At 64.5% G+C, this 13,742-nt stretch carries 9 protein-coding genes and 1 tRNA gene; 7 read left to right on the top strand and 3 right to left on the bottom strand.

Features of this window, described 5'->3' with window-relative positions:
• A complete protein-coding gene (locus DFP89_RS02880; protein ID WP_114347889.1) occupies positions 1-351 on the bottom strand; it encodes an Hpt domain-containing protein in 351 nt (116 codons plus the stop codon).
• A 118-nt stretch (positions 352-469) separates the two neighbouring features.
• Between DFP89_RS02880 and DFP89_RS02885 the strand changes: the two genes are divergently transcribed.
• Positions 470-1,741: a PP2C family protein-serine/threonine phosphatase gene (locus DFP89_RS02885; RefSeq protein ID WP_114347890.1), complete on the top strand. Its 1,272-nt coding sequence runs from the start codon at positions 470-472 to the stop codon at positions 1,739-1,741.
• 384 nt (positions 1,742-2,125) lie between these two features.
• Here the strand turns inward: DFP89_RS02885 and DFP89_RS02890 are convergent, their stop codons facing one another.
• Positions 2,126-2,572 (bottom strand): NUDIX domain-containing protein, encoded by a 447-nt coding sequence (locus DFP89_RS02890; RefSeq protein WP_114347891.1) that lies wholly within the window; start codon positions 2,570-2,572, stop codon positions 2,126-2,128.
• Positions 2,573-2,754: 182 nt separating this feature from the next.
• Positions 2,755-2,839, bottom strand: a tRNA-Leu gene (locus tag DFP89_RS02895).
• Between the two features lie 253 nt (positions 2,840-3,092).
• On the opposite strand from DFP89_RS02895, the gene DFP89_RS02900 reads away from it, so the two are divergent.
• The 6 genes from DFP89_RS02900 (at position 3,093) to gltB (ending at position 13,581) form a co-directional block, all read left to right on the top strand.
• Entirely contained in the window at positions 3,093-4,691 is a 1,599-nt protein-coding gene (locus tag DFP89_RS02900; RefSeq protein WP_114347892.1) for a GMC oxidoreductase, read from the top strand.
• A gap of 33 nt (positions 4,692-4,724) precedes the next feature.
• On the top strand, positions 4,725-5,717 hold the full coding sequence (locus DFP89_RS02905) for a complex I NDUFA9 subunit family protein (protein WP_114347893.1): 993 nt from the start codon (positions 4,725-4,727) through the stop codon (positions 5,715-5,717).
• 41 nt (positions 5,718-5,758) lie between these two features.
• On the top strand, positions 5,759-6,544 hold the full coding sequence (locus tag DFP89_RS02910) for an undecaprenyl-diphosphate phosphatase (protein WP_245948583.1): 786 nt from the start codon (positions 5,759-5,761) through the stop codon (positions 6,542-6,544).
• Between the two features lie 200 nt (positions 6,545-6,744).
• The gene (locus DFP89_RS02915; RefSeq protein ID WP_114347895.1) at positions 6,745-8,232 is read left to right on the top strand and encodes an NAD(P)-dependent oxidoreductase; all 1,488 of its coding nucleotides are present in this window, start codon (positions 6,745-6,747) and stop codon (positions 8,230-8,232) included.
• 100 nt (positions 8,233-8,332) lie between these two features.
• Positions 8,333-9,049, top strand: coding sequence for a hypothetical protein (locus DFP89_RS02920; protein WP_245948577.1), 717 nt, complete (start codon positions 8,333-8,335; stop codon positions 9,047-9,049).
• Positions 9,049-13,581: a glutamate synthase large subunit gene (gene gltB, locus DFP89_RS02925; protein ID WP_114347896.1), complete on the top strand. Its 4,533-nt coding sequence runs from the start codon at positions 9,049-9,051 to the stop codon at positions 13,579-13,581. Before DFP89_RS02920 ends, gltB begins: the two co-directional genes overlap by 1 nt.
• Positions 13,582-13,742 lie beyond the last annotated feature (161 nt).

Raw genomic sequence — 13,742 nt, forward strand, 5'->3', positions numbered from 1 at the left:
TCACGCTTCCTCGGCACGGGGAAGCGGGCGCAGCGAGGCATCCAGCCCGCGCATCATGGCCTTTTTCGATTCGGAATAGCAGGCAAGCAAGCCGTCTATGCCGACATCCTCGGCATGGCCATCGGCGGCGCGACGCTCCTCCTCGTCGCACAAGCCGCCAAAGGCCGAGAAGCCAAGGTTCCACGCGCAACCCTTGAGGAAATGCAGCGAGGTTTCCAGCCGCTTCGGATCTTTCGCCGACAGCCGCATCATCGCGCTTTCGACCTCGTCGAGAAACATCTCCAGAATCACCTGAAATTCGGCGTCGCCGACTTCCCCGCGTAACTCACTGATGCGGTCCCAATCCAGCATGGACAACCTTCGGCAGAATCGTTCCCGCAGCTTAACAGCAAAATCGTCGACGGCAGGTTAATCGCGAAAATTTTCCGGATTAACGGAACCTTCAGTCATCACAGGATAAATCTCGCGCATGATGATCGTCGATCGCCAGGCTTTGACATCCGTGCCGCGAAACTCGCGGATGGTTCTGCTTGTCGACAGCAGCCGGGCGCAGCGGCGCACACTCGCGGTACAGTTGATCCGTGCCGGCTATCATGTGATCGAGGCCGCAACCAGCGAAGAGGCGATGGCGATCTGCCTTGAACGGCGGCCCGATATCGTCATTTCGGACTGGATCATCCCGGGTCAAAGCGGCCTCGATTTCTGCCGCCAGTTCCGCAACATGCAATCCGACAAATACGGCTATTTCATCCTGCTGACCTCGCGCAACGATAAAAAGGACATTGCCGAGGGGCTGCGAGCGGGGGCGGACGAATTCCTGACAAAGCCGGTCTCGGGCGCAGAATTGCTGGCGCGATTGTCCGCAAGCGAGCGAATCCTGCGGATGGAGCAGAGCCTGCGCAATGCGAATGCGCAGCTCAAGCAGACGCTTGACCAGCTGCGCGAGACGCAGGCCGCGATCGATCGCGACATGCGCGAGGCGCAGCGCCTGCAACAGGGTCTCGTACGCGAAAGCCATGGCCGGTTCGGCACATTCGACCTGTCGCTGTTGATGCGGCCGGCGGGCCATATCGGTGGCGATCTGGTTGGGTTCTTCCCGATCAACGCCCGTCGGGTCGGGCTGTTCGCGCTGGATGTTTCGGGGCATGGCATCGCCTCGGCGCTGCTCAGCGCAAGACTGGCGGCGCTGCTGTCGGGTGCCACGGATCACAATATCGCGCTGCGAATCACCGAACTGGGGCTTTACGACGCCCGCCCGCCGCTGGAGATCCTGCACGAGCTGAACGCGCTGATGATCAACGAGCTGCGCACCGATTCCTATTTCACCATGGTTTATGCCGATCTGGACTTCCTCAGTGGCGATGTCCGGCTGGTGCAGGCCGGGCACCCCTATCCGGTGCTGCAGCGTGCCAGCGGCCAGATCGAACGGATCGGCCGTGGCGGCCTGCCGGTCGGGGTTTTCGCCAATGCCGAATACGAGGAGGTGTTTCTGACCCTTGAAGCGGGCGACCGCCTGTTCATCTCGTCCGACGGGCTGACCGAAACCGAGAACCCTCGCGGCGAAACCCTTGGCGAGGAGGGGCTGCAGGCAATCCTGAGAACCAACGCCACGCTGCGGGGCGACGCATTGCTGGAATCGATCTGCTGGTCGGCGGCACATTATGCGCAAGGCCGGCGCAATGATGATGTTTCGGCGGTCCTGATCGAAAGACGCAGCGAAAGCGAGGACGCATGGGACTAGGCGGCGCCTTCATCTCCGCAATCGGGGCCGTTGCGGATGTCGTGGAGAAATTGGCGCTAAGCGTTGCAGGCGTCGTCTCGACGCGCAGGGCGATGCTGCGGAAGCCTTTGATGTGGGCGGGAAAACGCGCAACGCGACGGCGCCGCATATCGCGCATACGGTCAATGGGGCAGTCTCTCGCGCGGCTTCGATTGCGCTTGATCAGCGGTGTCGCGCCCGACTCGTCGGCCATGATCGGCACAATGGCTTGGCATTACGGCTCGCCCGCCCTGGACCGCATCTGTTTGCGATCCAGGATCGGACATCGCCACAAAGCGAGGCCTTCAGAACGAACGCGCCCTTTGAGTGTTCATGCCCGACATCGAAGCGCGGCAGAGGCTGGCATCACATCCGCGACCGCGCCAGCGCCAGCCGGAAAAAAGCCCGCATGCCGGGTTCCGGCAGCTGCGACCCGGCCTCGGCCAGCGGCAGCCAGCGCGCCTCGTGCCCCTGTTCAAGCGGCATGCCCCGGCGCGCGATCGGCCGCGCCAGCCAGATGCTGCACAGCTTTTCCGCCCAAAACCCATATTCCGGCATATAGCAAAAGCGGCGATAGGCGCCGAGCCGCCGCGCGGCGCCTATCGCCCAACCGGTTTCCTCATAGACCTCGCGGTGCAAGGCGGCCAGAGGCGACTCGCCCGGGTCGATCCCGCCCCCGGGCAGCTGATATTCGGGGTTGGGCGCAAGCTGAAAAGTCAGCAATGCCTGCCCGTCCCGGATCAGAACGGCATAGGCACCGGGGCGCAGGCGATAGTTCTGCGGTCCGGGCGGCGGTCCATAACGTCGAATCATGCCCGGCCTCCTTGTCTGCTCGAGCTTGTCGCACCCGCCCCTTGGCCCGCTGTGGCGGCCGGGCCGGGTGGGCTTGCCGGCTCCATAGCGGCCCGTCCGGCCAGCGACAACGGGCAGCGAGAGTGGCATGCGGGAAAATGCAAAAACCGCACGAACCCTTTGGGATCGTGCGGTTTTTGTCATGGTGCCCAGGAGAGGACTCGAACCTCCACGCCTTGCGGCACACGGACCTGAACCGTGCGCGTCTACCAATTCCGCCACCTGGGCAGGTGGTGTGAGCGGGGTGATTAAGGCCAGCCGCAGAGGGTGTCAACAGGGGTCGAAAAGAAATTTCACCGCAACGCAATCTTTTTTGCCGGAAGACCATGTACGCCAAGACGAACGCATCTGGCAGGGCCGTTCCGCCATCCGCCGAGCCAGCAATCTGTCCTTTCCGGTAGCTTTCTGCACCACCGTGGAATATCTATAAACGATTGATGATTAGCGCTTTGTGATGATTGTATCGACGAACGGATTTGCCATGGACGACCTCTCGTCACGCGAATGGGATGCCATCGTCATCGGAACCGGGGTCGGCGGCGGGGTGATTGGCCGCAGCCTTGCCGAAGCCGGGCTGTCGGTGCTGTTCGTCGAAAAGGGCCCAGATCTGGGCGATGCGGCGCTGGACGCGCTGAATATCGCGGATCGTACCCCCGAGGCCCGACTGGCCAATGGCGCCTGGCCGCGCCTGCTCGAGGCCGAACTCGACGGCAAATGGTGCGAGCTGGACGGTATGATCGGCGCAGGGGTCGGCGGCACATCGGCCTTTTATGCCGCGACGCTGGAACGTCCCGAGCGTCACGACCTTGAATCGACCGCCACCCATCCGCATCCGACCGGTGGCTGGCCCATCGGCTATGACGCCTTCAAACCCTGGTTCGAGCTGGCCGAAAAGACCTTTCATATCAACGGCGAGGTCGATCCGCTGGCCCCCGAGGGTGCCGCGATCCTGCCGCCGCTGCCGCCCCTGCCCGCCTCGGATGCCGCTTTGATCGCGGATCTGCGCCGCGCCGGGATGCACCCCTATCGCACCCATATGGCGGCGCGCTTCGTGCCGGGCTGCGACAATTGCTTTGGCCGGCGCTGCCCGCGCCGCTGCAAGATGGACGGGCGCTCTGCCGGGGTTCTGCCTGCGCTCGAGACCGGCCGGGCGGCGCTTCTTGACCGCTGCACCGTCACCCGGATCGAGGCAGATGCCGGCACCGTCACTGGCCTGACCTGCCAGCGCGACGGCCAGGCCCTGACCCTGCGCGCCAAGCGCTATGTCCTTGCCGGGGGCGGTCTTGCCTCGCCGACGCTGATGCGGCGCTCGACCAGCGAATACTGGCCCGAGGGCCTGGGCAACCGTCACGATCTGGTCGGCCGCAACCTGATGTTCCACTTAAGCGAGATCATCGCGATCTGGGCCGGCAAGACGGCGGGCGAAAGCGGGGCTTCGCGCTCGATCAGCATGCGCGATCTGTATTTCGTCGAAGGGCAGCGCTTCGGCACCGTGCAATCCATGGGCCTGACTGCCGGATTCGGCGAAATCCTTTACACGATGAACAAGCATTTCGCCCATTCGCCGCTGCGCAAGCTGCGGCCCTTGCGGCATGGTCTGCGCCTTCCGGCCTGGCTGGCGGCCAAGGCCATGGGTCATGCGAAACTGTTCGTCGGCGTGCTCGAGGACCTGCCCTATGCGCATAACCGCGTGCTGCCCGACCCCGAGGACGGCGACCGGCTGCGCTTTCACTATGATATCTCAGATGAATTGCAGCAGCGCCGCGCCGCGTTCCGCAAGGCGATGCGGCAGGCATTTCGCCCGCATCGCGCCATGTTCACCAGCATCGCGCCCGAGCTGAACTTTGCCCATCCCTGCGGCACGCTGCGCTTTGGCGACGATCCGCGCAGCAGCGTGCTGGACCGCGACTGCAAGGTGCATGGGCTGGACAATCTTTATGTGACGGATTCCTCGTTCATGCCGACCTCGAACGGGGTCAATCCCAGCCTGACAATTGCGGCAAATGCGCTGCGGGTCGGCGACCGCATCGTCGCAGCCATGCAGCCACGGCTTGCCGCTGCCCAAAGCCTTGGCTATTGAACGGTAAGCACGCCACCAAGGGGAGCGAGAGCCATGTCCGCAGCCAAGCTTGTCACCATCTATGGCGGATCGGGATTCCTGGGCCGGCAGATCGCGCGGGTGATGGCCGCGCAGGGCTGGCGCATCCGCGTCGCCGTCCGCCGCCCGAACGAGGCGGGCGTCGTGCGCACCTATGGCGCGCCGGGCCAGATCGAGCCGGTGCCCTGCAATATCCGCGACGACCTGTCGGTGCGCGCCTGCATGGCCGATGCCGATGCGGTCATCAACTGCGTGGGCATTCTGGTGCGCGAGGGCAAGAACACCTTCGACGCCATCCATGAAGAGGCCGCCGGCCGCATCGCCCGCATCGCCGCCGAAACCGGTGTCAAGCATGTCGTGCATGTCTCGGCGCTGGGGGCAGACGCGAATTCCGAAAGCCATTACGCCGCCTCAAAGGGCCGGGGCGAGGCGCTGGTCCTGCAGCACCGTCCGGATGCCGCGATCCTGCGGCCCTCGATCATCTTTGGCCCGGACGACAATTTCTACAACCGCATCGCGGCGATGACCCGCTTTGGGCCGGTGCTTTTCGTGCCCGGCGCGGAAACCGAGGTGCAGCCGGTCTATGTCGTCGATGTCGCGCAGGCCGCCGCCATGGCCGCCGCGGGCGAGGCCGGGCCGGGCATCTATGAGCTGGGCGGCCCCGATGTCGTCACCATGCGTGGCATAGCTCAGCAGGTGCTGGGCGCAACCGACCGACGCCGCGCCGTCATCGGCATTCCGAACTGGATGGCCGGGGTGATGGGCTCGATCCTGGATGCGGGGCAGGTCGTCACCGGCGGTCTGCTGACCAACCGCATCCTGACCAAGGATCAGGCCCGCACCCTGCGCCTGCCCAACCGTGTCGCCGATGGCGCAAAAACCTTTGCCGATCTGGGGATCGCGCCAATTTCGGCGCCAGCGATTCTTGACACCTATCTGTGGCGCTTCCGCCCCTCGGGGCAGTATGAATCCATTACCGCCTCGGCAAAGAACCTGCGCGACAATTGATCCGCCGCAGCTCTCTCTGAAGGAAAGACGGCTTGTCCTATGTGAATGATGTGCTCCTCGGGATTATCGAGGGGATTACCGAGTTTCTGCCGATTTCCAGCACCGGACACCTGCTGCTGGCCGAGCAATGGCTGGGCGCGCGTTCGGACGCCTATAACATCGTCATTCAGGCCGGCGCGATTCTGGCCGTCACGCTGATCTATTGGCGGCGGCTGGTGGGGCTGGTCACCGGCTGGCGCGATCCGGCCAACCGCGACTATCTGCTCAAGCTGCTGACCGCTTTCGGGATCACCGCCGTGCTGGGGCTGGTGGTCAAGAAGCTGGGCTTTGAGCTGCCCGAGACCGTGACCCCGATCGCATGGGCGCTGGTCATCGGCGGCATCTGGATGATCTGGGCCGAAAGCGTCGCCGACAAGCAGCCCGACCGCGTGGCCATCACCTGGAGGGTGGCGATTGCCGTCGGCTTCGCGCAGATCATAGCCGGGATGTTCCCGGGCACCTCGCGTTCGGGCGCGACGATTTTTGCCGCGCTGCTGCTGGGGACCTCGAACCGCGCCGCCGCGACCGAGTTCGCCTTTCTGGTCGGCATTCCGACCATGTATGCGGCCAGCGGCTATGCGCTGCTCAAGGAATTCAAGGACGGCGCCGGGACCGAGGACTGGACCGGCATGGGCATCGCCTTTGTGGTCTCGATGGTGACGGCCTTTGTCGCGGTGAAATGGCTTCTGGGCTATATCCGCACGCACCGCTTTACCGCCTTCGCGATCTATCGCATCGTCTTCGGCGCGCTGCTGCTGGGGCTGGCCTGGGCCGGCGTGGTGCAGTGACGGACTGTCCGATTCCCTGCCCGGCCTGGCGATAAGCAGATTTAGGTAAATTAATCTGACCTAATTTCTGGGTCTCTCGGGGAAAAATAGCGCGCTTGGCTGAAAAATCCCGCATATAGGTCAGAACTATTGACTTTTCATTGACTGCGGCCTGTTTTATCAGGCTCTGGACACTTCTCGTTAGCGAAGGACGCGCAGCCATGGCCACGCAAAAGATGCTCAAATTCGTCACCGTCGGGCGCGAGATGCCCGAGAAACGCGATGCGGCGTCCCGCTCGGAAGATTTTCACGAAATCTATCGCGAATTCGCCGATGCCAAGGCCAAGGAACAGGCCAGCCGCTGCAGCCAGTGCGGCGTGCCCTATTGCCAGAGCCATTGCCCCCTGCACAACAACATTCCCGACTGGTTGCGCCTGACCGCCGAGGGGCGCACGCAGGAAGCCTATCTGCGCAGTCAGGAAACCAACACCTTCCCGGAAATCTGCGGCCGCATCTGTCCGCAGGACCGCCTGTGCGAGGGCAATTGCGTCATCGAACAGTCCGGCCACGGCACCGTCACCATCGGCGCCATCGAAAAATACATCACCGACACCGCATGGGAGGAAGGCTGGGTCCGCCCCGTCACCCCCCTGACCGAGCGCGCGGAATCGATCGGCATCATCGGCGCCGGCCCCGGCGGCCTTGCCGCCGCCGACCGGCTGCGCCGCATGGGCTTTCAGGTCACCGTCTATGACCGCCATGACCGCGCCGGCGGGCTGATGATCTATGGCATCCCCGGCTTCAAGCTGGAAAAGCACGTCGTGGAACGCCGCAACGCCCTGCTGGCCGAGGGCGGGGTCGAGTTCGTCCTGAACGCCAATGTCGGCGAGGATATCAGCTTTGACGCCATTCGCGGCAAGCATGACGCGGTGCTGATCGCGACCGGCGTCTACAAGACCCGCGATCTGGATATCGACAATGCCGCCGCCCGTGGCGTGGTGCGAGCGCTGGATTATCTGACCGCCTCGAACCGGGTCGATCTGGGCGACGAGATCCCCGACTATGAGGATGGCGAGCTGAACGCCCGCGGCAAGCGCGTCGTCGTCATCGGCGGCGGCGACACCGCCATGGACTGCGTGCGCACCGCGATCCGTCAGGGCGCACAATCGGTGAAGTGCCTCTATCGCCGCGACCGCGCCAATATGCCCGGCTCGCAGCGCGAGGTGCAGAATGCCGAGGAAGAGGGCGTCGAATTCGTCTGGATGTCCGCACCCGGCGCATTCGCCGGCCATGTCACCGGCGAGGCGATGCTGGCGCAGGAAGTGGACGTGGACGGCGACCCCATCGCCATCGCCTCGGTCCGGGTGCAGAAGATGCGTCTGGGCGCGCCCGATGTCAGCGGCCGCCAGTCGCCCGAACTGATCGAGGGCGCCGACTATGACGAGCCGGCCGATCTGGTCATCAAGGCGCTGGGGTTCGAGCCCGAAGAGCTGCCGCGCCTTTGGGGCGTCGAGGGGCTGGAAGTGACCCGCTGGGGCACCATCAAGGCCGATTACCAGACCCATTCCACCAGCCTGCCGGGCGTCTATGCCGTGGGCGATATCGTGCGCGGCGCAAGCCTGGTGGTCTGGGCGATCCGCGACGGCCGCGAGGCCGCCGACAGCATCGCCAACTGGTTGTCGGACGCGGCCCGCGTTGCCGCCGAATAGGGGGGTGATTTCGATGCACAAGGCGTACACAACCTCTCCACCGCGCGGACACAGCCTGCGCGCGCTGCGTGTTGCGCGCTCCGCGACGGCCCCGGCCGCCATGGCAGCGCTGCTGACCCTTTTTGCCCTGCCCGGCCATGCCGCCGAATTCACCCCGCCCCAGGGCTGCAAGCTGGAAATGACCGTCCAGAACCGCGGCTGCACCGTCTCGCAGCATTATCGCTGTTCGGTGGACGCGGCGGGCGACCAGCGGGTGACCATCTTTACCCCGGACGGGCCGGTCTATCAGTCGCGGATAGACAAGGAGACGCGCTGGCTGGAAAGCACGAACCTTGTTCAGGGCGTGACCGACCTGCTGGTCGATCAGGCGGATGACCATGCGTCCTTCTCGACCCTGCTACAGACCGGGCGGGACGATTTCGATTTCTGGACCCAGTCGGATGACGGCCAGCGCCTGCACCATGTCGGCCATGACGAGCTGCCGGGCGACAAGGTCACCATCGACGGCGTGCCGCTGGAAACGACGCGGTTCGAGCTCACGACATTCAGCGAGACGGGCGAAGTCCTGATCGAACGCAAGGGCCAGCAATTCGTCAGCCGCAGCCATGGCCGCTTTTACGGCGGCATCGAGCATTCGACCGACTGGACCGGCGCGGTTCAGGACGTGAACGACAGCCCGGTGACTTTCGCCTTTCCCGGCCAGTCCGGTTTTGGCGCGACCCGGCCCGAATATGATTGCGACCTGCAGATGGTGGGCGGCGACGAAGCCAGCCCCCTGCTGCGGCAGCTTATGATCTTGAAGGAGGCACTGATCTGATGGACTGGCAAGCCAAGGAAGAAGCCCGCCGCGCCTGGATGGCGGAACACAGCCTCTATCGGACCGAGGACGAGCATTCGTCCTGCGGCGTCGGGCTGGTGGTCAATATCGGCGGCAAGGCCAGCCGCAAGGTCGTCGAGGCCGGGATCAGCGCGCTGAAGGCGATCTGGCATCGCGGCGCGGTCGATGCCGATGGCAAGACCGGCGACGGCGCGGGCATCCATGTCCAGATCCCGGTGCCGTTCTTTTACGATCAGGTCCGCCGCACCGGCCATGAGCCCGACCAGTCCAAGCTGATCGCGGTCGGTCAGGCGTTTCTGCCGCGCACCAACTTTGCCCAGCAAGAGGCCTGCCGGACCATCGTGGAATCCGAGGTCCTGCGCATGGGCCATTACATCTATGGCTGGCGCCATGTGCCCGTGAACACCGCCGTTCTGGGCGAAAAGGCCAATGCCACCCGCCCCGAGATCGAACAGATCCTGATCCGCTGCGAAAAGGACATCGATCAGGAACAGTTCGAGCGCGAGCTGTACATCATCCGCCGCCGCATCGAAAAGGCGGCCATCGCGGCACAGATCGCGGGGCTTTACTTTGCCTCGCTGTCGTGCCGGTCGATCATCTACAAGGGCATGATGCTGGCCGAGCAGGTCGCGGAATTCTATCCCGACCTCAAGGACGAGCGCTTTGAATCGGCATTCGCCATCTATCACCAGCGCTATTCGACCAACACCTTCCCGCAATGGTGGCTGGCGCAGCCCTTCCGCATGCTGGCCCATAACGGCGAGATCAACACGCTGCGCGGCAACTCGAACTGGATGAAAAGCCACGAGATCCGCATGGCCAGCAACACCTTTGGCGAGCGGGCCGAGGACATCAAGCCGATCATCCCGGCCGGGTCCTCGGACAGTGCGGCGCTGGATGCGGTCTTTGAGGTGATGGTGCGTTCGGGCCGTTCGGCGCCGATGACCAAGACCATGCTGGTCCCCGAGGCCTGGTCCAAGGCCACGACCGACATGCCGAAAGCCTGGGCCGACATGTATGCCTATTGCAACGCCGTGATGGAGCCCTGGGACGGGCCGGCGGCACTGGCCATGACCGATGGCCGCTGGGTCTGCGGCGGTCTGGACCGCAACGGGCTGCGCCCGATGCGCTATGTCGTCACTGCCGACAACCTGCTGATCGCCGGGTCCGAGGCCGGGATGGTCCCCGTGAACGAGGCCGAGGTGCGCGAAAAAGGCGCGCTTGGCCCGGGCCAGATGATCGCCGTCGACATGAAGGACGGCCGCCTTTACCACGACCGCGCCATCAAGGACCGTCTGGCCAACAGCCAGCCCTTTGGCGAATGGATCGAAAAGGTCGTGCAGCTGAACGACATCATGCGCGACCTGCCCGAAAAGCTGAGCTTTACCGGCGACGCGCTGCGCCGCCGCCAGATCGCCGCCGGCTATACGGTCGAGGAAATCGAATCCATGCTGGCCCCCATGGCCGAGGATGGCAAGGAAGCGCTGGCCAGCATGGGCGACGACACGCCGCCTGCGGTGCTGTCCGGGCAATACCGGCCGATGTCGCATTTCTTCCGCCAGAACTTTTCGCAGGTCACCAACCCGCCGATCGACAGCTTGCGCGAAACCCGGGTGATGAGCCTGAAGACGCGCTTTGGCAACCTCAAGAACGTGCTGGACGAATCCTCGGCGCAGACCGAGATTCTGGTGCTGGAAAGCCCCTTCGTCGCCAATGCCGAATTCGGCGAGATGACGCGGATGTTCGGCGATGCGGTGACGCAGATCGACTGCACCTTCGCCGATGGCGCCGGCCCCGAGGCGATGGGCGAGGCCTTGGCCCGCATCCGCGCCGAGGCCGAGGATGCCGTGCGCTCGGGCGCGGGCCATCTGGTGCTGTCGGACGAGAAACTGGGCCCGGACCGCATCGGCCTGCCGATGATCCTGGCGACCAGCGCCGTCCATAGCTGGCTGACCCGCAAGGGCCTGCGCACCTTCTGTTCGCTGAACGTGCGTTCGGCGGAATGCATCGACCCGCATTATTTCGCGGTGCTGATCGGCTGCGGCGCGACCACGGTGAACCCCTATCTGGCGCAGGACACCATCGCCGAGCGGATCGAGCGCGGGCTGCTCGGCGGCAGCCTGATCGAGAACATGCGCAACTATCGCGACGCCATCGATGCGGGTCTTTTGAAGATCATGGCCAAGATGGGGATCTCGGTGCTGTCGTCCTATCGCGGCGGCCTGAACTTCGAGGCGGTGGGGCTGTCGCGCGCCATGGTCGCGGAATATTTCCCCGGCATGCAGTCGCGGATCTCCGGCATCGGCCTGCACGGGTTGCAAGCCAAGCTGGAGGATGTTCACCACAAGGGCTTCCACAGCCCGGTGGCAGAGCTGCTGCCGGTGGGCGGCTTTTACAAGGCGCGGCGCTCGGGCGAAAAGCACGCCTGGGAAGCCAACACCATGCGGCTGTTGCAGCTGGCCTGCGAAAAGGCCTCTTATGATGTCTGGAAGCAGTTCACCGCCACCATGCGGGCGAACCCGCCGATCCATCTGCGCGATCTTCTGGACATCAAGCCTCTGGGCAAATCGGTGCCGCTGGAAGAGGTGGAATCGATCACCTCGATCCGCAAGCGTTTCGTGACGCCGGGCATGTCCCTGGGGGCGCTCTCGCCCGAGGCGCATATGACACTGAACATCGCCATGAACCGCATCGGCGCGAAATCCGACAGCGGCGAGGGCGGCGAGGATCCGGCGCATAGCCAGCCTTTGCCCAATGGCGACAACCCCTGCGCCAAGATCAAGCAGGTCGCCAGTGGCCGTTTCGGCGTCACCGCCGAATATCTGAACGCCTGCGAAGAGCTGGAAATCAAGGTCGCCCAGGGCGCGAAACCCGGCGAGGGCGGCCAGCTTCCCGGCATGAAGGTCACCGACCTGATCGCCCGGCTGCGCCATTCGACCAAGGGCGTCACGCTGATCAGCCCGCCGCCGCATCACGATATCTACAGTATCGAGGATCTGGCGCAGCTGATCTATGACCTCAAGCAGATCAACCCGCGCGCCAAGATCACCGTCAAGCTGGTGGCCTCGTCTGGCGTCGGCACGATTGCGGCGGGCGTGGCCAAGGCCAAGGCCGATATCATCCTGATTTCGGGCCATAACGGCGGCACCGGGGCGAGCCCCGCGACCTCGATCAAGTTCGCGGGCCTGCCCTGGGAAATGGGCCTGACCGAGGCGCATCAGGTGCTGGCGATGAACCGTCTGCGCGACCGCATCACGTTGCGCACCGACGGCGGCCTGCGCACCGGCCGCGACATCGTCATGGCGGCGATGATGGGGGCCGAGGAATACGGCATCGGCACCGCCGCGCTGATCGCCATGGGCTGCATCATGGTCCGCCAGTGCCAGTCGAACACCTGCCCGGTGGGCGTCTGCACCCAGGACGAAAAGCTGCGCGCCATGTTCACCGGCTCGGCCGACAAGGTGGTGAACCTGATCACCTTCTATGCGACCGAGGTGCGCGAGATCCTCGCCAGCATCGGCGCGCGCAGCATGGACGAGATCATCGGCCGCGCCGATCTGCTGACCCAGGTCAGCCGGGGCGACAAGTCGCTGGACGATCTGGACCTGAATCCGCTGCTGATCACCGTCGATGGGTCGGAAAAGATCGTCTATGATCGTTCGAAGCCCCGCAACGCGGTGCCGGACACGCTGGACGCGGAGATCATCCGCGATGCCGAGCGGTTCTTTACCGATGGCGAAAAGATGCAGCTGAGCTATGCGGTCAGGAACACCCTGCGCACCATCGGCACGCGGACCAGTTCGATGATCGTGCAGAAGTTCGGGATGCGCAACAAGCTGCAGCCCGACCACCTGACCGTGCGCCTGACCGGCAGCGCGGGCCAGTCGCTGGGCGCCTTTGCCGCGCCGGGGCTCAAGATCGAGGTCTCGGGCGACGCCAATGACTATGTGGGCAAGGGCCTGTCGGGCGGCACCATCGTGGTGCGCCCGCCGATGGGCAGCCCGCTGGTCGCCGATCAGAACACGATCATCGGCAATACCGTGCTTTATGGCGCGACCGACGGCTATCTTTACGCCTGCGGCCGCGCGGGCGAGCGGTTCGGCGTGCGCAACTCGGGTGCCAAGGTGGTGATCGAGGGCTGCGGCAGCAATGGTTGCGAATACATGACCGGCGGTGTCGCCGTGATCCTGGGCCGCATCGGCGCGAACTTCGGCGCCGGCATGACCGGGGGCATGGCCTATCTTTACGACCCCGAGGGCGTGGCGCGCGACTATATCAACGCCGAAACGCTGATCCTGTGCCCGGTGACGCAATCCCATTGGGAAGCGCAGCTGAAAGATCTGGTCGAGCGGCATTGCAAGGAAACCCGCTCGCGCCGGGCCGAGGAGATCCTGCAGAACTGGGCCGAAGCAAAGGCCAATTTCCTGCAGGTCTGCCCGAAAGAGATGCTGCCGCATCTGAAACACCCGATCGCCGAGGTCGAGGATCTGGCGGCGGTTCCGGCGGAGTAAGCCCGGCGGAAGGAACAGGAAGCGGGGGCCGAAAGGTCCCCGTTTTCCATTCCGCGTCCACGCCCGTGACAGGCGGCAGTTGCGTGCCCAGATTGCAGGCCCAGTTGCGAGCGATTGTCGGTAGCATGGCCCGGATCGGCACGCAGGCGGCATTTTTGCCG

It is taken from the genome of Paracoccus lutimaris (genome assembly GCF_003337565.1).
Classification (GTDB): domain Bacteria; phylum Pseudomonadota; class Alphaproteobacteria; order Rhodobacterales; family Rhodobacteraceae; genus Paracoccus; species Paracoccus lutimaris.